Origin of the sequence: Herbidospora mongoliensis (assembly GCF_001570545.1) — a bacterium.
Classification (GTDB): Bacteria; Actinomycetota; Actinomycetes; order Streptosporangiales; family Streptosporangiaceae; genus Herbidospora; species Herbidospora mongoliensis.
In genome coordinates this window covers 359,820-382,311 of sequence record NZ_BBXD01000013.1, presented here as the reverse complement: position 1 = coordinate 382,311, position 22,492 = coordinate 359,820, and the positions used below count along the sequence as shown (strand labels likewise).

At 68.5% G+C, this 22,492-nt stretch carries 24 protein-coding genes, 1 tRNA gene and 1 pseudogene; 20 read left to right on the top strand and 6 right to left on the bottom strand.

Features of this window, described 5'->3' with window-relative positions; translation table 11 throughout:
* Nucleotides 1-6: 6 nt before the first annotated feature.
* Nucleotides 7-1,215 (top strand): annotated as a pseudogene (locus AW272_RS18885) (RNA-guided endonuclease InsQ/TnpB family protein); the annotation flags it as partial.
* A 17-nt stretch (nt 1,216-1,232) separates the two neighbouring features.
* On the opposite strand, the gene AW272_RS18880 reads toward AW272_RS18885, so the two are convergent.
* Nucleotides 1,233-2,162, bottom strand: a complete 930-nt coding sequence (locus AW272_RS18880; protein ID WP_066366718.1) for a sensor histidine kinase — start codon at nt 2,160-2,162, stop codon at nt 1,233-1,235.
* Between the two features lie 135 nt (nt 2,163-2,297).
* Here AW272_RS18880 and AW272_RS18875 point away from each other — a divergent pair, with 135 nt between their 5' ends.
* Both AW272_RS18875 and AW272_RS18870 read left to right on the top strand, forming a co-directional pair.
* Nucleotides 2,298-2,789, top strand: a complete 492-nt coding sequence (locus AW272_RS18875; RefSeq protein ID WP_245657619.1) for a CBS domain-containing protein — start codon at nt 2,298-2,300, stop codon at nt 2,787-2,789.
* A gap of 186 nt (nt 2,790-2,975) precedes the next feature.
* Entirely contained in the window at nt 2,976-4,259 is a 1,284-nt protein-coding gene (locus AW272_RS18870; RefSeq protein WP_066366715.1) for an ArsB/NhaD family transporter, read from the top strand.
* On the opposite strand, the gene AW272_RS18865 is transcribed toward AW272_RS18870, so the two are convergent.
* From AW272_RS18865 to AW272_RS18855, 3 genes are all read right to left on the bottom strand, one after another.
* Nucleotides 4,250-5,413: an esterase-like activity of phytase family protein gene (locus tag AW272_RS18865; protein ID WP_083958442.1), complete on the bottom strand. Its 1,164-nt coding sequence runs from the start codon at nt 5,411-5,413 to the stop codon at nt 4,250-4,252. The two genes, AW272_RS18870 and AW272_RS18865, sit on opposite strands and share 10 nt — an antisense overlap.
* 115 nt (nt 5,414-5,528) lie before the next feature.
* A complete protein-coding gene (locus AW272_RS18860) occupies nt 5,529-6,188 on the bottom strand; it encodes a potassium channel family protein (RefSeq protein ID WP_174551831.1) in 660 nt (219 codons plus the stop codon).
* Complete coding sequence (locus tag AW272_RS18855) at nt 6,181-7,545, bottom strand: TrkH family potassium uptake protein (RefSeq protein WP_066366713.1); 1,365 nt, start codon at nt 7,543-7,545, stop codon at nt 6,181-6,183. The genes AW272_RS18860 and AW272_RS18855 overlap by 8 nt, the downstream gene beginning before the upstream one ends.
* 75 nt (nt 7,546-7,620) lie before the next feature.
* Here AW272_RS18855 and AW272_RS18850 point away from each other — a divergent pair, with 75 nt between their 5' ends.
* Together AW272_RS18850 and AW272_RS18845 are read left to right on the top strand one after the other, a co-directional pair.
* Complete coding sequence (locus tag AW272_RS18850) at nt 7,621-8,103, top strand: MarR family winged helix-turn-helix transcriptional regulator (protein WP_066366712.1); 483 nt, start codon at nt 7,621-7,623, stop codon at nt 8,101-8,103.
* A 44-nt stretch (nt 8,104-8,147) separates the two neighbouring features.
* Nucleotides 8,148-9,074, top strand: a complete 927-nt coding sequence (locus AW272_RS18845) for an AraC-like ligand-binding domain-containing protein (protein ID WP_066366710.1) — start codon at nt 8,148-8,150, stop codon at nt 9,072-9,074.
* A 66-nt stretch (nt 9,075-9,140) separates the two neighbouring features.
* Here the strand turns inward: AW272_RS18845 and AW272_RS18840 are convergent, their stop codons facing one another.
* Nucleotides 9,141-11,132, bottom strand: coding sequence for a sensor histidine kinase (locus tag AW272_RS18840; RefSeq protein ID WP_066366709.1), 1,992 nt, complete (start codon nt 11,130-11,132; stop codon nt 9,141-9,143).
* Between the two features lie 76 nt (nt 11,133-11,208).
* On the opposite strand from AW272_RS18840, the gene AW272_RS18835 reads away from it, so the two are divergent.
* The 12 genes from AW272_RS18835 (at nt 11,209) to AW272_RS18780 (ending at nt 17,844) form a co-directional block, all read left to right on the top strand.
* The gene (locus AW272_RS18835; RefSeq protein ID WP_066366702.1) at nt 11,209-12,132 is read left to right on the top strand and encodes a BtrH N-terminal domain-containing protein; all 924 of its coding nucleotides are present in this window, start codon (nt 11,209-11,211) and stop codon (nt 12,130-12,132) included.
* A 91-nt stretch (nt 12,133-12,223) separates the two neighbouring features.
* Nucleotides 12,224-12,439 (top strand): hypothetical protein, encoded by a 216-nt coding sequence (locus tag AW272_RS18830; protein ID WP_157518630.1) that lies wholly within the window; start codon nt 12,224-12,226, stop codon nt 12,437-12,439.
* A 3-nt stretch (nt 12,440-12,442) separates the two neighbouring features.
* Nucleotides 12,443-12,871: a gas vesicle protein GvpJ gene (gene gvpJ, locus AW272_RS46315; protein ID WP_066366698.1), complete on the top strand. Its 429-nt coding sequence runs from the start codon at nt 12,443-12,445 to the stop codon at nt 12,869-12,871.
* A 1-nt stretch (nt 12,872) separates the two neighbouring features.
* Entirely contained in the window at nt 12,873-13,625 is a 753-nt protein-coding gene (locus AW272_RS18820; protein WP_066366695.1) for a GvpL/GvpF family gas vesicle protein, read from the top strand.
* Nucleotides 13,625-13,843 (top strand): gas vesicle protein GvpG, encoded by a 219-nt coding sequence (locus AW272_RS18815; RefSeq protein WP_066366693.1) that lies wholly within the window; start codon nt 13,625-13,627, stop codon nt 13,841-13,843. Before AW272_RS18820 ends, AW272_RS18815 begins: the two co-directional genes overlap by 1 nt.
* A 4-nt stretch (nt 13,844-13,847) precedes the next feature.
* Nucleotides 13,848-14,105 carry a gas vesicle protein GvpO gene (gene gvpO / locus AW272_RS18810; RefSeq protein WP_066366690.1) on the top strand — a complete coding sequence of 86 codons (258 nt, stop codon included), beginning with the start codon at nt 13,848-13,850 and terminating at the stop codon, nt 14,103-14,105.
* Nucleotides 14,106-14,109: 4 nt separating this feature from the next.
* Entirely contained in the window at nt 14,110-14,457 is a 348-nt protein-coding gene (locus tag AW272_RS18805; protein ID WP_066366689.1) for a gas vesicle protein, read from the top strand.
* Nucleotides 14,450-15,217 (top strand): GvpL/GvpF family gas vesicle protein, encoded by a 768-nt coding sequence (locus tag AW272_RS18800; RefSeq protein WP_066366687.1) that lies wholly within the window; start codon nt 14,450-14,452, stop codon nt 15,215-15,217. Before AW272_RS18805 ends, AW272_RS18800 begins: the two co-directional genes overlap by 8 nt.
* The gene (locus AW272_RS18795; RefSeq protein WP_066366686.1) at nt 15,207-15,419 is read left to right on the top strand and encodes a gas vesicle protein; all 213 of its coding nucleotides are present in this window, start codon (nt 15,207-15,209) and stop codon (nt 15,417-15,419) included. The genes AW272_RS18800 and AW272_RS18795 overlap by 11 nt, the downstream gene beginning before the upstream one ends.
* Complete coding sequence (locus AW272_RS18790; protein ID WP_066366684.1) at nt 15,416-15,712, top strand: gas vesicle protein K; 297 nt, start codon at nt 15,416-15,418, stop codon at nt 15,710-15,712. The genes AW272_RS18795 and AW272_RS18790 overlap by 4 nt, the downstream gene beginning before the upstream one ends.
* A 51-nt stretch (nt 15,713-15,763) precedes the next feature.
* On the top strand, nt 15,764-17,113 hold the full coding sequence (locus tag AW272_RS18785; RefSeq protein ID WP_066366681.1) for a hypothetical protein: 1,350 nt from the start codon (nt 15,764-15,766) through the stop codon (nt 17,111-17,113).
* Between the two features lie 188 nt (nt 17,114-17,301).
* A complete protein-coding gene (locus tag AW272_RS18780) occupies nt 17,302-17,844 on the top strand; it encodes a hypothetical protein (protein WP_066366679.1) in 543 nt (180 codons plus the stop codon).
* A 334-nt stretch (nt 17,845-18,178) separates the two neighbouring features.
* Here the strand turns inward: AW272_RS18780 and AW272_RS18775 are convergent.
* Nucleotides 18,179-18,264: transfer RNA gene (locus AW272_RS18775), tRNA-Leu, on the bottom strand.
* A gap of 131 nt (nt 18,265-18,395) precedes the next feature.
* On the opposite strand from AW272_RS18775, the gene AW272_RS18770 reads away from it, so the two are divergent.
* From AW272_RS18770 to AW272_RS18760, 3 genes are all read left to right on the top strand, one after another.
* Nucleotides 18,396-19,694, top strand: a complete 1,299-nt coding sequence (locus tag AW272_RS18770; RefSeq protein ID WP_066366677.1) for a M20/M25/M40 family metallo-hydrolase — start codon at nt 18,396-18,398, stop codon at nt 19,692-19,694.
* A 103-nt stretch (nt 19,695-19,797) separates the two neighbouring features.
* Entirely contained in the window at nt 19,798-20,328 is a 531-nt protein-coding gene (locus AW272_RS18765) for a hypothetical protein (protein ID WP_245657618.1), read from the top strand.
* Nucleotides 20,329-20,515: 187 nt separating this feature from the next.
* The gene (locus tag AW272_RS18760; RefSeq protein ID WP_169807566.1) at nt 20,516-22,432 is read left to right on the top strand and encodes a chaplin family protein; all 1,917 of its coding nucleotides are present in this window, start codon (nt 20,516-20,518) and stop codon (nt 22,430-22,432) included.
* Nucleotides 22,433-22,492: the final 60 nt, after the last annotated feature.

The following is a 22,492-nucleotide window of genomic DNA, read 5'->3' as shown; positions in this document are numbered from 1 at the left end:
TGAGGCATGGCGCAGGTCGTGAAGCGGGCGTACAAGTACCGCTTCTACCCGACCCCTGAGCAGGCGGCGGAGCTTGCCCGGACCTTCGGCTGCGCCCGCATGGTCTACAACAAGGCGTTGGAGGAGCGGACCCGCGCCTACACGCTGGAGGGCCGGAAGGTCTCCTACGTGCAGTCGTCGGCTGCGCTCACCGAGTGGAAGCGCACCGATGACCTCGCGTTCTTGAACGAGGTGTCCTCGGTTCCGCTGCAACAGGCGCTTCGCCACCTTCAGGCGGCGTTCGCGAACTTCTTCGCCAAGCGGGCCGGGTACCCGACGTTCAAGTCCCGGAAGAAATCCCGGGCGTCGGCGGAGTACACCCGCTCCGCGTTCAAATACCGGGACGGTGCGCTGACGCTGGCGAAGATGGACGGCCCGCTGAACATCTTCTGGTCGCGCCCGTTGCCCGAGGGCGCCGAACCGTCGACCGTGACCGTGAGCAGGGACGCGGCCGGGCGCTGGTTCGTCTCGATCCTCTGCCAGGACGCGATCCGGCCCCTCGGCCCGACCTCGAACACGGTCGGCGTGGACGCGGGAATCACGGCGCTGGCGACGCTGTCCACCGGGGAGAAGATCGTCAACCCTCGGCACGAGCGGGCCGACCGGCGCAAGCTGGCCAAGGCTCAGCGGGCGCTGGCCCGCATGCAGAAGGGTTCGGCCAACCGGCAGAAGGCGAAACTCAAGGTCGCCCGCGTGTACGCCCGGATCTGCGACCGCCGCCGCGACTTCCTGCACAAGCTCACCACTCGACTCGTCCGTGAGACCCAAACGGTCGTGATCGAGGACCTCACCGTCCGCAACATGGTGAAGAACCACAAGCTGGCCCGCGCCATCTCCGATGCCTCCTGGCGGGAGATGCGGACCATGCTGGAGTACAAGACGCAGTGGTACGGGCGGGAACTGGTCGTTGTCGACCGGTGGTTCCCCTCCTCCAAGCTGTGCTCCGCCTGCGGCATTCTGCAAGACGAGATGCCGCTGAACGTCCGGACGTGGGAATGCGCCTGCGGTGCCGCCCATGACCGGGATGTGAACGCCGCGAAGAACATCCTCGCCGCCGGGCTGGCGGAGAGGTGAAACGCCTGTGGAGGGCTGGTGAGACCAGACCCGCGAAAGCGGCGAAGGCGCGGCCCCGCGAAGCAGGAAACCCGACCCGTGAGGGTGGGAATCTCCCGGCTTCAGCCGTGGGGAGGATGTCAAGCGATCACTCCGGGGATCGTCAGCTTGACCTCGGTGCCGTCGGCCGACGTCACGGTCAGGCGGGCGCCGATCAACAGCGCCCGTTCCTGCATACCGCGCATTCCCGCTCCTTCGGTGCGCGCCCCGCCGACCCCGTCGTCGGTGATGCGCAGCACGAGGTCGGGCCCGTCGGCGGTGAGCGACAGCCATACTTTCAGCGCCTGGGAATGGCGCACCACGTTGGTCAGGCTCTCCTGCGCGATCCGGTAGATGACCAGCTCGACCTCGGGGGAGAGCGGCGGCAGGGGTTCGATCCGCCGCGTCACCGCCACGGCCGGGGCCACGTCGGCGGCCAGCGCGGTGAGCGCGCTGTGGAGGCCGAGATCCTCCAGCACGCCCGGACGCAGCCGCCGCGCCACCTGGCGCACCTCGTCGAGGCTGCCCCGAATGGTGTCCCTGACCAGGTCGAGCTCCTCTTTGAGTGGTTCGGGTGCGCGGTCGACGGCCCGTTTCAGGCCCAGCAGCGCCACCGTCAGGCTCTGGCCGATCTCGTCGTGCAGTTCACGCGCGATGCGCTGCCGTTCGCCCTCCTGAGCGGCGAGCGCGTGCGCCGAGGCCGACGTGCGCTCGTTCTCCAGGCGTTCCAGCATCGTGTTGAAGCTGTCGATCAGGTGCGTCAGATCTCCGTTCCCCCGGTCGATCGCCCGGTCGTGGGTGTGCAGGTCGACCCGGTGCATGAGGGCCGTGAGGGTGGTCAGCGGGGCGAGGCTGGTGCGCAGCAGCAGCGCGTTGGTCACCAGGATGATGGCCAGCCCGGCCGCCAGCACGAGGATCTCCCGGAGCAGGACCGGCGAGGACACCGTTGCCGGAGAGAGCGCCAGCGCGAGCGTGCCGACGGTGAAGACCGCGCCGTTGATGACGCACAGTCGCCAGAACAAGGGGCCCATGGTTCCAGGTTGGCAATCTTCGCCCGGTCTGTCCATGCAGGTTGTGCGTCACCGAAGATGGGTGTCAGCCCCCATAGTCGGACAAAAGACTAAACGGAAGACTGAAGGAGTTCCCAACTCCGGAGGTGACAGGCCGTGACCGAGACCTACACGACCTACCGTCCGGCGCGAGTGGATGGTGACATGCAAGCGCGCGACATCGCCGCGACCCTGCCGACCGTGACCTCGACCGACTCGGTCGTGCGCGCGGTCCGGATCATGGTCCTCAACCGGCTTCCCGGGCTCGTCGTGGTCGACGACCGGGGCCGACCCTGGACGGTCCTGCCCGGCACCCAGGTGCTCCGGCTGGCCATCCCGCTGAGTATCCACGAAGACCCCGCCCTGGCGCGGACGCTGGACGAGGCCCACGCCGACGTGTTCTGGCAGGAACTCGGCACCCTGACCGTGGGCGACTGCCTGCCCAAACCCGTGGCCAAACCGGTCACGGTACCCATGGGGGCGACCCTCTTGGAGATCGCCGCGCTGATGGCACGGGCGCGGAGCCCGCTGGTGGCGGTCGTCGCCGACGACGGCACCCTGCACGGCGCGATCACTCTGGAACGGCTGCTGATCAGCCTGTCCGTCTGAGCCCGGGCCGCTCGCTCATGGGCCTGTCAGCGTAAGGCGAGCGGCCCGGCCCTCCACAACGGGCCCGACATTTCCGACTTGGGCGTCGGCGGTTTGTGACTGTGCGGGCTGTCCCCGCCGGCGCCCAACCCCTCATTTGCTCGGAGGTCGTTTTCGCATGCCCACGATCCGACTGGTCAGGCCGGGATGAGCGCGATCCTCGCCATCGGCGTCTTCGTGATCGCGTTCTTCTTCATCGCCACGGAGAAGGCCGACAAGGTCAAGGTCGTTCTCATCGCCGCCGGGGTCATGACCGTCCTCGGTTTCGCGCCCGGAGCGGACGTCTTCTTCTCCGAGCACTCCGGCGTCGACTGGAACGTCATCTTCCTGCTGCTCGGCATGATGGTGATCGTCGGGGTCATCAAGCAGACCGGACTGTTTGACTATCTGGCCATCTGGGCCGCGAAGAAATCACTCGGCCGGCCCTACCGGCTGATGGTGATGCTGATGGCCATCACGGCCGTCGCCTCGCCGTTCCTCGACAACGTCACCACGATCATGCTGGTCGCGCCGGTCACCGTGATGGTGTGCCAGCGGCTGCGCATCCCGGCCCAGCCCTACCTGATCGCGGAGATCCTGGCCTCGAACATCGGCGGCGCCGCCACCCTGATCGGCGACCCGCCCAACATCATCATCGGCAGCCGCGCGGGCCTGACGTTCAACGACTTCCTCATCCACATGGCCCCGGCCGTCGTCGTGATCTTCGGGGCGTTCGTGCTGCTGACGTACCCGCTGTTCCGCAAGTCCTTCGAATACCACCCCGAGCACGTCGCGGCCGTCATGGCCATGCAGGAGAAGCGTGCGATCACCGACAAGGTCCTGCTGGTCAAGTCGCTGACCGTGCTCGGCGCGGTGGTCATCGCCTTCGGGTTGCACTCGGTCTTCCACGTCCAGCCGTCGATCGTCGCCCTGATCGGCGCCGGCGTCATGCTGCTGGTCACCAAGGCCGACCTGTCCGACGTGCTCAGAGAGGTCGAGTGGCCCACGCTGGTCTTCTTCATGGGCCTGTTCGTGATGGTCGCCGGGCTCACCCACACCGGGGCGATCCGGGCGATCGGCGAGTGGACCGTCGACCTGTTCGGCCAGAACCACTTCGCCGCCGCCACGTCACTGCTCTTCGGCTCGGCCGTGCTGGGCGCGTTCTTCGACAACATCCCGTACGTCGCCACCATGGCCCCCGTCGTGGAGGGCATGGCCGCCGCCGCCCCCGACCCGCAGACCTCGCAGGCCCTCTGGTGGTCGTTCGCCTTCGGCGCCGACTTCGGGGGCAACGGTACGGCCGTCGCGGCCAGCGCCAACGTGGTCGCCATCGGCATCGCCGCCCGGACCGGGAACCCGATCTCGTTCTGGCAGTTCACCCGCTACGGAATCGTGGTCACCCTGCTGAGCACGACGATGGCGTGGGCGTACATCTGGCTGCGCTACTTCTGATTCTCTTTGTGGACGGGGCAGCCCTTGGCCGCGTACAGGAGGAAGTGCGTCGACTCCTGCGGTGAGAAGTTGTCGTCGGAGCCGATGACCAGGGTGCACTCACCCGTCTTCAGCCTCGGGCCCCAAGCCAGGCTCTCAAGGTTCTGGGTGGGTTCGGGCTGGTTGATGTCGAGGATCAGGTGCTTGCGGACCGGCTGGTAGAACATGCGGGTCATCAGACTGTCGCGGTGCAGGATGTTGGTCGCGCCGCGCAGGTCGATCTCGTAGAGCCGCACGCGGTAGTTGACGCCCTCGATCCACGACCGCTCCAGCGCCAGGTAGCGGTTGTCGTCGATGGCCAGCAGCTCGGACACGCCGCTGTCGGTCGCGCCGGTCGGCGGGATCGGGGCGGCGGGCAGCTTCTCGATCGGGTAGGCGTACTGGGCGCGGACCCGGCCGTTGCGGTTCCACACCGTGATCCGCGCCGGGGCGCCGCCGTCGGTGGTCGGCGGGGTCCCGTCCTCGAAGCGCGGGCCCTCGACGATCGCGGCGATCCGGTGCTTGGTCAGCGTCAGGCCCTCGATGCCGAAGTTGCGGCGCGGCCCCCGGTTCTCGTTCGTCAGCAGCAGGTTGCCGGGCAGGTGCAGGGCTCGGACATGCTCGCCCTCCTTGTTGGCCCAGCGGATGAACTGCTGCGACAGCGGGATGGCGGTGTTCTGCGGATCGGGCCGGTCACCCTCGCTCGACCAGATGAGCCGCCGGGTGAGCGGGTCCCACCGGATGCTCTCCGGGTCGGCCGAATCGGGCTGGGCGTAGGCGGGGTAGGGGCTGCCGTCGGACCGCTTGAGCGTGTGGACGCCCTTGATCGTCACCCCGCGGAACTCGCCGGTCCGCCGGTTGATGTCGAGTTTGCCGGTGTAGAAACGGGCCGGCTGGTAGCGCCAGCGGTCGTCGGAGATGAAATACCAGGTCCCGGTGAGCGGGTCGCGGTCGAGGCCGGACAGCCCGCCGAGCGTGGTGCCCTCGACCTGGGTCAGGTGCGGCAGTCGCTGCTCACCGAGGAACCGGGTGATCCGGAAATCCGGCCGGTCGGCGGCCAGCGCGGGCAGCGCGGGTTGCGCCATCGCGACCAGGGCCAACGCCACCAGGGCGATCCGGGCAAGATGATGTCGCACGATTCTCCTCGTCCCCCGAACAATTCGATCGGGGTTCATGAGATCGCGTACGGAGCTCCAAGTCACGCGTGGTGATTCTGGGCGTGCTTACGGAATTTTCCGCATATCGCGGGCCTCAGGGCAGTTCCGCGAACCGCTCCACGTCGTCGGTACGCCCGGAGATGAGGATCACGTCGCCGTAGGAGAGTTCGGTGTCGGCGGTCGCGTAGGTAAAAGCTTGGTCGGGGCTCTTCACCGCCACCACCGTGACCCCGTATTTGCGCCGCAGATTCGACTCTCCCAGCGGCTGCCCGACGTATTCACGCGGCGGCCGGGTCTTGCAGAGCGCGAAGTCGTCGTCGACCTGCATGTAGTCGAGCATCCGCCCGCTCACCAGCCGCGCCACCCGCTCGCCCATGTCGTTGTCGGGGAACACCACGTGATGCACCCCGATGCGCCGCAGGATCTGCCCGTGCTGCTTGCTGATGGCCTTGGCCCAGATGTCCTCGATCTCCATCTCGACCAGCAGGGCGGCGGTCAGGATGCTCGCCTCCAGCCCGGTTCCGATGGCGACCACGGCCCGGTAGAAGTCGGGCACGCCCAGCTGCTTCAGCGCCTCCAGGTCGGTCGCGTCGGCCGTCGCCACGTGGGTGATGTGCCCGGCCAGGTGCTGCACCGTCTTGGAATTGCTGTCGATCGCCAGGACCTCGGTGCCGCGCCGGGTGAGTTCGAGAGCCAGCGAGCTCCCGAACCGTCCCAGCCCGATAATCACGACGGCGTCGCTCTTGTCAGCCAACGATCACACGCTCCTCGGGGAGTTCGTAACGGCGCGAGCGTTCCTTCAGCGCCAGCGCCGAGCCAAGAGTGAGGGGCCCGATACGCCCGATGAACATCAGAATGAGGAGCAGCACCTGCCCGGCCTGCGGCAGATCAGCCGTGATCCCGGTCGACAGCCCGACCACGCCCGTGGCCGACACGACCTCGAACAGCACCCGCTCCAGGTCGTGGGGGCTGATGAGCAGCAGCACATACGTCGACACGACCACCAGCGCCGCGCTCATCGCCGTGATGACGACCGCCTGCCGCTGGACCGACGACGACAGCCGCCGATGCCCGACGTTGACGTGGTTCTCGCCGCGCATCTCGGCCCACACGATGAGCACGATCAGCCCGAACGTGGTCACCTTGATGCCCCCGGCCGTGCCGGCGCTGCCGCCGCCGATGAACATCAGCAGCTCGGTCGCCAGCCAGCTCGACGGCTCCATCGACGCGATGTCGATGCTGTTGAACCCGCCCGACCGGGGCATCACGGCGGCGAAGAAGGCCACCAGCAGCTTCCCCGGGTCGTCGATCGCGCCCAGCGTCTTGGGGTTGTGCCATTCGACCGACAGGAAGATGAGCGTGCCCCCGGCCAGCAGCACGGTCGTCATGAACATCGTCACCCGGGTCAGGACGGACCAGCGACCGGGGTGGCGCCACAGACGTACGAGCTCGAAGATGACCGGGAACCCCAGGCCGCCGACGATGACCGCGATCGCGATGGTCAGGCAGATCCACGGATCGGTGGCGAACCGCACCAGGCCGTCGGGCCACAGCGCGAAGCCGGCGTTGTTGAAGGCCGAGATCGAGTGGAAGAAGCCCAGGTAGAGGCCACGCCAGAAGGGCTCGTCGTAGGCGATGACGAACCGGGCGGTCAGGATCGTGCCCGCGATCGTCTCGCAGAAGAGGCTGAACAGCACCACGTTGCGGACGACCCGCCGCACGTCGCTCATGTTCATCGCGCGCGTCTCGACCTGCGCGATCATCTGGGTGCGCAGCTTCAGCTTCCGCGCGATCAGCACGGTGAACAGCGTGGCCAGCGTCATGATCCCGAGGCCGCCCATCTTGATGAGCGCGGCGATCACGATCTCGCCGAACACCGACCAGTGGGCCGCGGTGTCGACCATGGTCAGCCCGGTCACGCAGGCCGCCGAGGTGGCCGTGAAGAGGGCGGGCATCAGCCCGGGGGAGGTCCCGGCCGTCGTGGCGATCGGCAGCGACAGCAGCGCGGTGCCGACCAGGATGGCGAGCCCGAACCCGCCGACGACGACGCGTGCGGGATGGTGAAATATCGACGGGCGGCGGACGCGCCGCGCCGTTAACAACCCTGCCATTGGAGAAAACGCCTCCGCGGAGCGCGCGAGATCGGGCCCAACGGTAACAGCAATGGCCAGGTTAGGGTGGATCGCATGGCTCCCCGGCATGCCGCCAACTTCGGCTGGTCCATCAGCATGGTCCTGCGCCGCTGGCAGGAGTTCGCCGAGGAGGTCTTCCAAGACCTTCCCCACGGCAGCCGGGGGTTCCACCTGCTCTCCGTGGTGGTGCACGAAGACGTCCCGACCCAAGGCGCCCTCGCGACCCGGCTCGCGGTCGACCGGACCGTCCTCACCTATGTCATCGACGACCTCGAGAAGGCCGGTCTGATCGAGCGCCAACTCGACCCCCGCGACCGCCGCGCCCGGAAAATCGTGGCCACGGAGGAGGGCCGAAAAGTCCAGGCCGAGGGCGAGGAACGCATGGCCGACGCCGAGGAACACGTGCTCGGCGGCCTTCCGGAAGACCAGCGTGAGGCCTTCCGCGACTTCGCCGGGCGGGCCGCTGAAGCGATCTTCAACGCGGCTCCCGGAACCAACCCCTGCCTGGCGGCCGAGAGCGTCTACCCGGTCAACTGAGAAACCTTCAGCGGATGTTCAGGGTCTGACATATCGTCCAAAACGTGCAGACCACCGTGATCCGGCTCAACCACTTACCGGCCGGCGAACGCTTCGACTTTTGGTGGGAGGCCGTCGGCCAATCGGTGGTGTCGGTCGACGCCGCCAGCGAGCACGCGGCCGACTTCTGGGCCGAGATGACCGCCGTCGACCTGGGGCTCATCCAGGTCTCCCGGGTGCGTTCCGCCTCGTTCGACGCCCGGCGGACCGTCCGGCGGATCCGTCAGTCGGACCCCGAGTTCTACCAGCTCAACTACACCGTGACCGGCCGGTCGGGCCTGGACCAGAACGGCCGCCAGTGCTCGCTGGGGCCTGGTGACTTCGTTCTGTACGACACCTCGCGCCCCTTCCACGCCTGGTCGGGCATCGCCCCCGGACAGGCCGACGGCATCGTCGTCCAGTTCCCGCACCAGGCGCTCCCGCTGCCCGCCGGCACCGTCGAACACCTGCTGTCCACCCGGATCCCCGGCGTCGGCAGCCTGCTCGCCAACCTGCTGCTGCACCTCGCCGACCAGAACGCCCGGCCCCGGCTGGCGTCGAGCCTCCTGGAACTGGTCACCGCCCTGCTCGCCGGCCGCGCCGGGATCACCCCACCCGGCCCGATCCCCCTGATCCAGGTGCAGGCGTTCATCGAAGACCACCTGCACGAGGCGACCCTTTCTCCCATCACGGTCGCCCACGCCCACCACATGTCGCTGCGGCACCTTCAGCGGCTGTTCGAGCGCCAGGGGCTGTCAGCGGCGGCGTGGATCCGCGAGCGGCGGCTGGCGCGGGCGCGCCGGGACCTGGCCGACTCCCGATATGACGCGCAGGCGGTCCGGGCCATTGGGGCGCGCTGGGGCTTCCACAACGACGCGCACTTCAACCGGACGTTCCGCACGGCGTTCGGGGTGTCGCCGGGGGCGTATCGGGCCGGTCTGCGTCAGTCGTAGGACCGAAGGGCGTTCCGCAGGGTGATGGCCAGGGCGCGCTGTAACAAACGCGCATAGCGTTAGCTTTCATCTACTGAGCGCATCGGTCGCCGGAACCGGGAGCACCACCTCCACTGTGGTCCCCTCACCGGGCCCGCCGGTGATGCGGCAGCGCCCGCCCAGCTCGGCCGTGCGTTCGCGCATCGACGCCAGCCCGACGCCCGCCCGGCGATCTCGCGGCAGCCCCACCCCGTCGTCGGCGATCACCAAGCGCAGCGACTCGGCCTCCCGGCGCAGCTCGACCCGGACGTGAGTGGCGTGCGCATGCCGCCGGACGTTGGTCAGCGCCTCCTGCGCGATCCGGTAGGCGGCCACCTCGACGGCGGCCGGCAGGTCCGCCAGCTCTCCGTCGACGCGCACCTCGGTGCCGGGCACGGCCAGTGCTTCGATGGCGGCGGCGAGGCCCAGATCGTCCAGAGCGGGTGGACGCAGGCCGTACACGAGCTCCTGGATGTCGCCCGTGACCGCGTCCATGCCGGAATGCAGGTCGCGCAGCAGCCCGTCGGCCTCCTCCGGGGAGTTCGTCAGGGTGAGACGGGCCATGTTGATGCTCATGGCCATGCTGCTGATCGTCTGGCCCAGGCCGTCGTGCAGGTCGCGGCGCAGCCGTCGCCGTTCCTCCTCCTGCGCGGTCAGGATGCGCTCCCGGGAGCGTTGTAGATCGGCGGTCAGCCGCAGGGCGTGCGCCACGTCGGCCGCGTAGGGGACCAGGGTGGCCAGCACCCGCTCGTCGTGGGCCGCGGGGAAGCGGCGCGGGTTGGGCGGGCCGACGAGCAGCCGCCCGACCTGCTCGCCGTGCCAGATCAGCGGCACCTCGCGCGGGGAGTCGCCGACCTGGCCGCTGACCTGCTGGGCCGGTTCGCCGTCGATGACCTCCACCATGATCCCCTGGACGGCCAGGCCCTCGCGCAGCACCCCGATCACCGACGCCAGCGCCTGCGCCGGATCTCCTTGGCGCATCTCGTGGACCAGTCGCTCGGCGAGCACCCGGGGGTCGCCGACGGGGCCGTAGAGCAGGCGGTCGATGGCCCGCTGCAGCATCCGCCGCAGCGGCTGGAAGAACGCGCCCGTGAACAGGGCGGCCGCGAGCCCCGCGACCTGCCCGAACCCGGAGACGATCAGGCTCGACAGCGCGCCCACGCCGAAGTAGACCCCGCCGACCACAGCCAGCAGCCCGGCGGCGACGAAGGCCCGGCTGATGATGGTGTCGATGTCGTACAGCCGATAGCGCATCACCGAGAACAGCAACGCGACGGGGATGACCCCCGCCCAGATGACCGACACCCAGTAGAGCTCCATCGAGACGATGCCCGCGAGCATGAACAGGATGTAGGCGGCGAAGGCCACCAGCGGCCAGCCGATCTGCCGCCGGCCCACCGGATCGGCCCGGCGGAACCGCACCAGCAGAGACACCGCCGCCAGCGGGATCGTGACCATGATCCCCGTCCAGGCGACCAGGGAGATCAGGTCGTCGTAGGGCGCCAGCGCCGGGATCGCCAGCGGATTGTGGATGACGGCGGGCAGCACATAGCCCTCGGCCGGCGGATCAGGCCGCACGAACTGGCGCACGGCCTCGGCCCCGATGAACACCCCGCCCAGCACGACCAGCACCCGCCAGCGCCTGGACGGCAGCCTGCCGTCAGGCGAGTAGAGCGGGAGCAGGATCTCCAGCGTGAACGAGCACACCGCCCAGCCGATGTGGGCGGGGAACCGCAGGAACTCCGCCATCCCCTGATCCCCACGGGATGCGGCCGCCAGCATCCCCGCCTGGCAGAAGCTGTAGACGGCGCCCCCGAGCCCGCCCGCGGACATCAGCCACGCCAGCCTGAGCCGGGGGTTGTAGGCGATCAGGAACGCGCCGACGGCGGGAAAGGTCAGTGCGGCGACCGTCAGCGGCGAGAACATCCCCGGCGGCCGCCATTCGCCCGGCAGCCAGGCGGTGATGAGCAGGGCCGCGACGGCGAGCACCGGAGAGACGACGGCGACGAGGAAGGCGACCACCCGGGCTGCCCACGCCATCCCGCCTCCTGTTGGACTCTCTCCCTGTGTGAGGCCTCACGCTACTCCCGACCATTTCCCGTAGAGAAAGCGACGGATGACCATGCACCACTGTGAGACGACGACTTTGGGGGTGTTGTTGCGGCATGAAGGACTCGATCTGTCCGAGCCCATGCTCTTCGGACTCGGCTCGGGACTGTCCTTCATCTACTGGGACAGCAAGGCGATGGAGTTTCCCTTTCTGGGTGGCCGCGTCAAACCGTTCGAGCTCACCAGGAACCTGACCGCCAGACTCGGCCTGACTCTGCGGGTCGAGGAGACCGCCTCCCCGCGCAGGGCCTGGCAGAACGTGGTCACCCCGATCGACGCCGGTCGGCCGGTCGGCCTCCAGCTCGACTGCTACCACCTGGAGTACTTCCGCACCAAGGTGCACTTCGGCGGCCACGTCGTCGCCATGCGCGGCTACGACGAGAACGACGTCCACCTGATCGACACCGACCAGCAGGGCGGCGCGGTCCGCACCAGCAGGGAAAGCCTGGCCGCGGCCCGCGCCGAACGCGGCCCGATGACCGCGCGGAACCGGTCGTTCACCATCACCCGGCCGGAGCGCTCACCGAGCTGGCAGGACGAGCTCATTCCCGCCATCCGAGAATGCGCCGAGGCCTTTCTCGCCGCCCCTATCGCGAACCTCGGTCATCGCGGCATAGAGAAAGCCGCGAAACGGGTTCCACAATGGCGGCTGCGCCCCGACAGCCTTTCGCAGATCGCCCTTCTCATGGAAAAGGGCGGCACCGGCGGCGCTCTGTTCCGCGCCCTTTACCGCGACTTCCTCGATGAATGCGTCCAGCTCGTCGACAACCCTCAACTCCGCGCCGCCCACACGCTGTATGCCGAGGCTGCGGCCCTGTGGACCGGCGTTTCCGATTCGATCGCCGAGGGGTCGCTCACGCAGGCCGGCGCCATTCTCCATAATCTCTCCCGCATTGAGAAAAACGCCATGGAAGCACTGCGCCGGGTATAGCGGTCGTCAAACTTGTTCCTTGTGTACGGATATGTGGTTACTCATCCGGTTCGTGGGGAGGGAGGGCCTGTTCGGGAAAGGGATGAGCGCGATGGCCACACCGAAGGCGCCGGTCCCTGGGGAAGCCGCAGCGGTACCGCCGCTCGAACGGCTCCTTCAGGAACTGCGGAACCTCCTGGAGGCCCTCGCCGAGCGCGCCGCGCCCTCCCCTGGCCCCGAAAAGCCCGTCGTCACTCGAGAACGGCCGGAAGCCAACGTCGAACGGCCGGTACGCCGCATCGGCCGACCGGCCACCAAGGAGAGGTAACTCATGACGGTGCAGCCTGTGGGAAGCCGCCCGGGAGGCGGAGTGCAGAACCGCTCATCCGGGGGAGGCAGCCTGGCCGACGTCATCGACACGATCCTCGACAAGGGCCTCGTCATCGACGCCTACGTCAGCGTCTCGCTGATCGGCATCGAGATCCTCAGCATCGACGCCCGGATCGTCATCGCCAGCGTGGACACGTATCTGCGCTTCGCCGAGGCGACCAACCGGCTCGACCTCACCAAGTCAAAGCCCGGCCTGCCGGACGTCGTGGCGGGCGCGATGGGCGGCGGCGCCGCACCGGAGCCGCCCCAGGTCGAACAGGTCGAGCAGGTCAAGGACCGCAGCTCGCTGGAGGCCGCCGGCGACAAGCTGAACGACTTCGCCGACGGACGCGAGCACGCCGTCCCCCGCCAGAGCAGGCAGGAGAGCTGACATGGACCAGTCCGGGACCTACATCTACGGAGTCGTACCCGAGGACATCGAGATCGACGAGAAGGCCCAGGGCGTGGCCGACGCGCCGGTCCTGTCGATAAAGCACGGCAAGATCGCCGCGCTGGTCAGCGACATCGGCATGACCCGTCCGCTGGGCACGCCCCAGGACCTGCGCGCCCACGAACAGCTCCTCAACGCCACCGCCGCCGAGGTGCCCGTGCTGCCGATCCGCTTCGGCGCCGTGCTCGCCGACCGCGACGCCGTGATCGAGGAGTTCCTGGCCCCGTTCCACGACGAATTCGTCGCCGCCCTCTCCGAACTGGACGGCCGCGCCCAGTACGTGATCAAGGGACGCTTCGTGGAGGACAGGGTGCTCGGCGAGATCCTGGCCGAGAACCCGGAGGCGGCCCAGCTCCGCGACGACATCAGAGCCCTGCCCGAAGACGCCTCCAGAGACCACCGCATCCGCCTGGGCGAGATCATCAACCAGTCGATCGAGGCCAAACGAGACGCCGACACCGCCGCGATGTGGGACGAGGTCGAACCCGTCAGCGTCATGGCCGCCGTCCGCCCGCCGTCCCACGAGCTCGACGCCGTCCACCTGGCCGTACTGGTGGAGAACAGCAGGCAGCACGAACTGGAGCAGGCCGTCGAGAGCCTGGGCAGGAAGTGGGCCGACCAGGTGGAACTGCGCCTGATGGGCCCGATGGCGCCCTACGACTTCATCGTCTCGCAAGACCAGGACGCCGAGTGATGGGCCTGTTCACCTGGCCGCTCGCCCCGGTCAGAGGAGTGATCCGCCTGGGCGAACTGCTCCGCGACGAGGCCGAGCGCAAGATGTCCGACCCGACGGTGGCCAGACGGGAACTGGAGGAGATCGAGGCGGCCCAGGCGGCCGGCGAACTCACCGAGGAGGAGGCGTCTGAGGCCATGACCGAGGTCCTGCAACGGATGATGCCGGGAGAGGAGTGACCTCATGGGCGACCTGACGGCCGTGACCGCCGGCGAGGCAGGGGTGAAGCACATCTCCGGCCTGACCTCGAAGGACGCTGAGGGCGTCACGCTGGTGGAACCGGCGAAGGACGGCTGGGTGGTGGTCGTCGAGGTCGTCGAGGACCGCCGCATCCCGTCGTCGGGCGACATCCTGGCGCTCTACGAGGCCGACCTCGATGGGGAGGGCAACCTCCTGTCGTACCGGAGAAAGGCGAGGTACCGGAGAGGCAGCGGGGGGTAGCGACATGACGGACGGCTCACGATACGCACCGGCCGTACGCCCAGGGTCCTCACCGGCCCAGCCACGCCGGGAGCCCGCCAACCTCGGCGACATCCTGGAGCGGGTGCTCGACAGGGGCGTGGTGATCGCCGGCGACATCAAGGTCAACCTGCTCGACATCGAACTGCTCACGATCAAACTCCGCCTGGTGATCGCCTCGGTCGACACGGCCAAGGAGATGGGCATCGACTGGTGGGAACACGACCCGTGGCTGACGGGCGACAGCAAGGCCCTCCAGGAAGAGAACCGCCGCCTCCGCGCCCGCTTGAACGCCCTGGAGGAGAACCGGTCGATCGGAGACGGTCATGAGTGACACCGGAACGTACCTGTACGCGGTCACCGGCGAGACCTCGTCCGCTTCTCCGGAGGGTTTGGTGGGCGTCGCCGGGACCGCGGTGCGGACCATCCCGTGTGCGGGATTGGTCGCCTATGTGAGCACCGTCCCGCTGGACGAGTTCGGCGCCGAGCCGCTGCGGCGCTCGATGGAGAACCTCGAGTGGCTAGGGGAGACCGCCGGGGCCCACCACAACGTCGTGGAGGAGGTGGCGGAGGAGCGGCCCACCGCGCCGGTCCGGCTGGTGACCGTCTACCGGGGCGACGAGTCGGTCAGGAAGCTTCTCCGCGAGCGGCACGACGATTTCCTGGACGTGCTCGCCCAGATCGCCGGGCGGCGGGAGTGGGGCGTGAAGGCCTACATCGATCTGGCGGCGGCGGATTCCGGCGCGGCGGCCCCATCGGCGGGCGGCCCGGGAACGGCGTACCTCAAGAAGCGCCAGGCCGGGCTGCGCAGCCGCGAGGAGGCCTGGCGCTCGGCCGCCGCCCGCGCCGAACAACTGCACGACACCCTGTCGTCGGTCGCCGTCGCGAGCCATCGGCATCGCGCCCAGGATCCCGAGCTGTCGGGCCGCAAGGAGCCGATGATCCTCAACGGCGCCTACCTGGTCGAGCGCGACCGTCGTGAGGAGTTCACCCGCGTGGTCGAGGAACTGCGGGGCGAGGGCGTCGACGTGGAACTCACGGGTCCCTGGGCGCCCTACTCCTTCACCGATTTGGAGGTTCGCGGTGACGGTTGAGAATCCACGCGGAGCGGCCCTCGCCGAGCAGGGGCGGCTGCCGTCCGAACGGGTGGCCCTGGTCGACCTGCTGGACCGGCTGCTGGCGGGGGGCGTGGTGGTGAGCGGTGACCTGGTCCTGTCCATCGCGGACATCGACCTGGTCCGGATCTCACTGCGCGTGTTGATCATGTCCGTACGAGAGAACCTGGGGGAGCCGTGACAGAACCGGTCCGGACGACCCGGATGCGGATCCAGTCCGACCCGGAGGCCATGGAACGCGATCTGTCTCGCCTGGTGCTGACGCTGGTGGAACTGGTCCGGCAGCTGGTGGAACGTCAGGCCCTGCGGCGGATGGAACAGAGCGACCTGACGGACGACCAGATCGAGACACTCGGGCTGACCCTGATGAAGCTGGAGGAGGCCATGACCGAGGTCTGCGAACGTTTCGGTCTGTCGCCCTCCGACCTCAACCTCGACCTGGGCCCCCTCGGCACACTCCTGCCAGAGAGCTGATGCCGTGTCTTTGGCCCTCTCTTGGGGCGGCACCGGTCATGGTCGTTGAGCGTGAGGATCAGTGTTGAAGAGCGTCCACAAGTCCACGCGCCCGCCGAGAACGACGACCGCCTGACCGCCAGGGTCGAGACAGGCCTGATCGTCGCGGGCCTCCTTGGCATGCTCTTTCTGCTTCCCCGGCTGAACTGGGGTGACGGCTCGATCCGCTACTTCCAGTTGACCGACCTGCTGACCCGGGGGACGGTGCCCGACGACAAGTACTCGCTGATCGGGCCGCTGATCTCGGCCCCGCTCTGGCTGATCGGGAAGATCGTCGGGTCGCCGGAGTGGTGGACGTTGCGCTACAACACCCTGCTGCTCACGGGAGGCGTGGCGTTCGTCTGGTACGCACTGCGAGACCGGCTGCCGAGGCCGCTCGTACGCCGGTTCGTCATGCTGCTGGTCTTCGCCTCGATGTTCGCCCACCACCAGCTGGCGTACAACGGAGAGGTCTTCACCGCGATCCTCGTGCTCGTCGGGACCGTCGCACTCGTCGGCGGCAGGGCGTGGCCGGGGTGGCTCACGGTGGCCGTCGGGGTCGCCGGCACCCCCGCCACCCTGCCCGCCATGGCTTTGATGATCGCCAGAAGGATCTGGGACGTCCGGAGACTGCGCTGGGCGCTGGCGGGCTGCGCGGCGGTCACGCTGGTGCTGGCGGAGGCGTGGCTGCGGCGGGGCAGCCCGTTCCTGACCGGCTACGAGGACGGCAACCAGGGCCGCCAAACGATCATGCCGTACTCGGGCCTGCCGGGCTTCAGCTATCCGATCTTCTTCGGCCTGCTGTCGCTGATCTTCTCCTTCGGCAAGGGCCTGCTCTTCTTCGCCCCCGGCCTCTTCCTGCCGGTCCGGCGATCCCTGCGCGACCTGGGCCCCGGACGGCAGCTCTACGACCTGTGGCTGGCGTTCGTGATCGGCCTGCTGCTGGTCTACGCGATGTACTGGTCGTGGAGCGGCTCGTCGTTCTGGGGGCCGCGTTACCTGCTGTTCGCGGCGGTGCCCGCGGCGTTCGCGCTGGCCGTCCGCTGCTACCGGCGGGATGCCTCGCCCCTGGCCGACGTCGTCACCGTCGGGGCGCTCGGGCTGTCGGTCTGGGTCGGGCTCAACGGGGCGGTGTTCGGCGACGTCGACGTACCCAAGGTGTGCTGGCCCGACGGGGCCGGCCACTACGAGGCTCCGATCTGCTTCTACACGCCGGAGTTCAGCGCGCTGTGGCATCCGTTCGTCACGGGGTTCAAGCTGCTGACCGCGGGCCAGTGGATGTATCTCGCGTACGGCCTCGTGGTGGGCGCCTACCTGATGTCCGGGCCGGTGCTGCGACTCGCCGGACACGCGCGCATCCGGCCGAGGGCTCTCCGGTGGTGACTCCGGCCGTGGACACGGTGAACCCGCACCGGTGACGGCCGGATGCGGTCGCCAAAAGATGTGAGGAATGGAGCAATCCGCCAGGCGCGCTGGGGCGAAACATTCTCAGTATCTCCAGCACCACGGAGAAAGGACGCATGCCCATGCGGATACGCCTATTCCTTCTACCGCTACTCGGTCTTCTCGTCATGACCGCCGTTCCCGCGCACGCGGACGTAATTCCGGAACAACGCTGCGAACTCGCGCTGGAGCGACTGGCCACTTTCGAGGAGCAGCCCAAGAAGGAAGCGCCGAAAGAGCAGCCGAAGAACGACGGCCTATGCCTCATCTACGGCCTCAGCTCGCTGTTCAACGCCACCGTCAGCCAGAAGGACAAGGTACTGACGATCTACTTCAGCCCCTCTGACATCGGCACAAGGGCGGGATGCAAGATCTCCAAGGTGGAGGTCACCTACGACCGCGGCACCCCCAAGCCGGAAAAGGCCGAGGCGAAACACGAACTCGGCAAGTTAGGCGACGCCATCTGGACCTACGACTACAGCAAGGTCGAGAAGGTCGGTGGCGCGAAAATGACCGTGACGGCTACCTTCACGTGCACGAACCTGAAAAAGGGAACATCACTGCCCGCCGCCGAGGGTGACGAAAAGGAGGATCCGAAGAAGGAATTCATCGTGTCCACCACATTCATCTTCGACCCGTCTCACACTCCACCCCGCTTCGTTCTGCAATAACGCCGATTCCCTGCGGGGGTCCGGTGACCCCGGGGCCCCGCACCTTTACGCGTGCGAATGGAATTGTCCGCAGAGCACGTCACCGGCCGCGGCCGATGGTGAGGACGGCTGACCAATGGCGGGTGAGTCGCCTGTCTGGGCGGATGGCGAGCGGCGGCGGATCTCTGGCAGAGGCCTGGAAGCAGCCGCTGAGGCACGCTGATCGCTGGCTGGATGCTCGAAGAGCGGAGCCGCAAGGCCGTCCTCGAACCCAGCTCAGACACGGATAACCTTGGACAAAACGAAGTCCTGGTTGCTGCAGTGAGCAACCAGGACTTCATAGTCTGTCGGTACGTGTCCGAGGGGGGACTTGAACCCCCATGCCCATCACTGGGCACTAGCACCTCAAGCTAGCGCGTCTGCCTATTCCGCCACCCGGACCGGGTTCCCCACGCGGAACATCATCCCGCGTCGGTGCTGTTAAAGGTTAGCACTCCCCGCCCCGTGGTTCATCCCGAGATCCAAGCGGCAGGATGGGAGCCGCAAGCCGAACCACCCTCTGGAGGAACGCCATGACCGCCGTCACCGGCGAGAACGACGTCGTCACCCTGTGCCAGGAACTCATCCGCATCGACACCACGAACGCGGGCGACAACCGCGGTCCCGGTGAACGCGAGGCGGCGGAGTACGTGGCGGAGAAGCTCGGGGAGGTCGGTGTCCAGGCCACGATCCTGGAAAGCGACCAGAAGCGGGCGAATGTCATAGCCAGGATCGAAGGGACCGACCCCTCTCGTGAAGGGTTGATCCTGCACGGTCACCTCGACGTCGTGCCCTTCCGCGCCGAAGACTGGCGTCACCATCCCCTGTCGGGCGAGATCGCCGACGGCTGCGTCTGGGGGCGGGGTGCGGTGGACATGAAGGACATGGACGCCATGATCCTGGCCACCATCCGTCAGCGGCTCAGGGAAGGCCGTCGGCCCAAACGAGACATCCTGCTCGTCTTCACCGCCGACGAGGAGGCGGGCGGCAGCTACGGCGCCCAGTGGCTCGTCGACAAGCATCCCAACCTCTTCGACGGCGCCACCGAGGCCATCGGTGAAGTCGGCGGGTTCAGCGTCACCGTCGCGGAGAACAAGCGTCTCTACCTCATCGAGGCCGCCGAAAAGGGCATCGCCTGGATGAAGCTGACCGCCACCGGCAGGGCCGGCCACGGGTCGATGCTCAACAGCGAGAACGCCATCACCGAGCTCTCCGAGGCCCTGGCGAGGCTGGGGCGCTACGAGTGGCCTATCCACATCACCCCGACGGTCAGGTCCTTCTTCAAGGAGGCCTTCGACATCGAGATCGAGGCGGAGACCGCCGAGGCGGCCGTCGCCAAGCTCGGGCCGCTCGCGCGGATGGTCGGGGCCACCCTTCGCAACACCACCAACCCCACGATGCTGGAGTCGGGCTACAAGGCCAACGTCATTCCCCAGACCGCCACCGCCCGGGTCGACGGACGGTTCCTCCCCGGTCTGGAGGAGGAGTTCTTCGAGAAGATCGACGAGCTCCTCGGGCCCAACGTCACCCGCGAGTTCGACTATCACGACATCGCGGTCGAGACCTCGTTCGACGGTCGCCTGGTCAAGGCCATGGCGGACGCGCTCGAACAGGAGGATCCGGGCGCGAAGGCCGTTCCCTACATGCTCTCGGGCGGTACGGACCTCAAGGCGTTCAATCGCCTGGGAATTCGCGGATTCGGGTTCGCGCCCCTCAAGCTCCCCGCTGACCTGGACTTCTCTGGGATGTTCCATGGCGTGGACGAGAGGGTGCCGGTCGATTCGCTCCAGTTTGGGGTGCGGGTGCTTGATCGGTTCCTGGACTACTGCTGAGTATCGGGTTGCGATCACTTGGCGTGGCTGTAAAGTTACCCAGCGTTGAGGGGTTGATCCGCACTGGGCGGCTCGACGGCACCTGGGAGGTCGCGTGTTCCGCATGCCGCGTGTTCAGCGAGGGGCGTTCGCGCCCGTCGTTGACCGGCGTGAGGGCGCGGCCGTCCCGGCCGGGAGCCGGGAAGCTCGGATGGCGCGGTTCGCGGCCGTTTCCTGGCTGAGTCGCCTGTTGGCCGTCGGTGGTCTGATCGCCGTCGGCTGGGTGCTCGGAGTGGTCTTCGGGTTCGCCGGTGAGGCGCATGCCTCCACCGGCCCCGCCCCCTCACCTGTCGTCGCCGGGTCGGTGCAGATCGCCGACGGGTTCCCCACGGCGGGCGACGCGCAGGCCATGGCCGGGCGCAATGTCGACGGGCTGACCAGCTCGTCCGCCCCGGTCGCGCCTCCTCCCGCCTCCGCCGAGCATTCTCAGGGCAACGGTCTTGTTCCCCCCAACGGCGGCGGTTCCATCTCTTTCGGGGATGTCACGCGATCCTTCGCCGGACCGCGTCCCGCGGCTCTGCCTGTTCCCCTGGCGGCCGTGCTTCCCCCGGTCGTCCGCACAGCGGCGGACGACCCGTCTTTCTCCCCTGACTGATCCTGCGATCCGGTGATCGGTCTCGCCTGAGTCCTGGCGTCCCCTGCCGGGCAGGCATCTCTTCTCTCAGCGCGTCAGTCGCGCGATTTCCCCATCCTCGTGACGCTCCATGGCACCGCTGTGCCTTCGGCCTGGAGTCCTTCAGTCACGAGTTGTCAGGTACCCCCAGAAAAAATGGAGCTTCATCATGCGAACGTGGACGAAGGGCACTGCCCCCGCGGCACTTCTCGCGGTCGGCGTCATGGCCCTCGGCACGGGCACCGCTGTCGCCGACACCGACGGGCAGAGCTCGGTCGGTGGCGGTAACCAGGTCAACCTGCCGATTTCCCTTCCGATCGACCTGAGCGGCAACGCCGTCGGAGTCGCGGGCGGTTCGACCGCCACGTCGAAGGGCGGCGCGTCCGTCGACAACAGCGAGACCGGCGGCAAGGGCATCCAGGGCAGCACCTCCGGCAAGAGCAGTGTTCTGGGCGGCAACCAGGTGAACGCGCCGGTCAGCGCGCCGATCAACGCCTGCGGCAACGCGATCTCGCTGTTCGGCAACTCCGACGCCGGGTGCAAGGGCGGCTCGGAGGTCAAGACGTCCGGTCAGGGCGGCGCCGGCAAGAACACCACGAGCGGCGCCAACAGCCTGCTCGGCGGCAACCAGGTCACGGCGCCCATCAGCGCCCCCGTCAACGCCTGCGGCAACGCGGTGGCCATCTTCGGCGACGCGGTCGCGGGCTGCAAGGGCGGCTCGACGGTCAAGAACACCGGCGTCGGCCCCGGCGGCAACACCACCTCCGGGCGCTCCGCCGCCCTCGGCGGCAACCAGGTCATCGCACCGGTCAGCGCGCCGATCAACGTCTGCGGCGTCACGGTCGCGGTCTTCGGCGACGCGTTCTCCGGCTGCAAGGGCGGCTCGTCCACGACCAACGGCGACCCCGGTCCGAAATACCAGCACGGTCCCGGCAAGCCGGGCTCGACCGGCAACGACACCGACGGCCGGTTCGGCGCCGGCAGCGGCAACCAGGTGATCGCCCCGGTCAACCTGCCCGTCAACGTCTGCGGCAACGCCATCGGGGGCGCGCTGGCAGGATGCAAGGGCGGTTCCGAGTCGGTCAACACCACGCCGGGCACCGGTGCCGGCGGCAACTCCACTGACGGCCGTTCGGGGGTCGTCGCGGGCAACCAGGTCATCGCGCCGATCACCGCGCCGATCAACATCTGCGGCAACGCGGTCGCCCTGTTCGGCGAGGCGTTCGCCGGCTGCAAGGGCGGCGCCTCGGTCAAGAACGGCGGCAAGGGGGCCGGTGGCAACACCACCTCCGGCCGGTCCGGGGTCGTCGCGGGCAACCAGGTCATCGCGCCGATCACGGCCCCGATCAACGCGTGCGGCAACGCCGTCGCTGCGGCGGGCGGGGCCGAGGCCCACTGCACCGGTGACGTCTCCGCCGACGGCGGGCCCGGTGGCGGTGGCAACAAGACCGACGGCAAGTCCGGCGTGCTCGCCGGAAACCAGGTCATCGCGCCGATCACGGCCCCGATCAACGCGTGCGGCAACGCGGTCGCCGGGCTGGGCGACGCCGCGGCCGGGTGCCTCGGAGGCAGCAAGGTCGGCCGTTCGGTCAACCACACCACCGGTGACGGTTACGACAACCTCACCAAGAGCTGGGGCAAGATCGACGCGGCCGAGAACTCCGGTCCGCTGCCCGCCCTGCCCGCTTCGAGCTCGGCCCGTCAGCTGACCAAGATGAGCGCCGCCGGTCTGCCGCTCGTCGGCGACCTGCCCGGCATGCTGGGCCTCCCGGCGCTGCCGGGCCTGCCCGGTGCGCCGGCCGTCCCGGCCGCGTCCAAGGGCAAGGTTCCCAGCAAGAACGCGCAGGCCAGCCCGCTGGCTCCGGTCACCGGCGCCGCTCAGGCGCTGCCGGTCGCGGGTTCGCTCGGTTCGGCCACCTCGGCCCTGCCGGTCGGCGGTCTCGGCCTGATGAGCGCCGCTCAGCCCGACTCGATCACGGGCATGAACTCCGGCTCGCTGGCCGCCCTGCTGCTGGGCGCCATGTTCGCCGCCTCCGCGACCTTCTTCGCCGGCGCCCGCCGCCTGCGGTTCGGTCGCCGTAAGTAAGTAAAACGTGCCGCCGCCGTCAGGCGGCGTGCGAACAGGTGTCTCCCCCGGCCGGGCGGT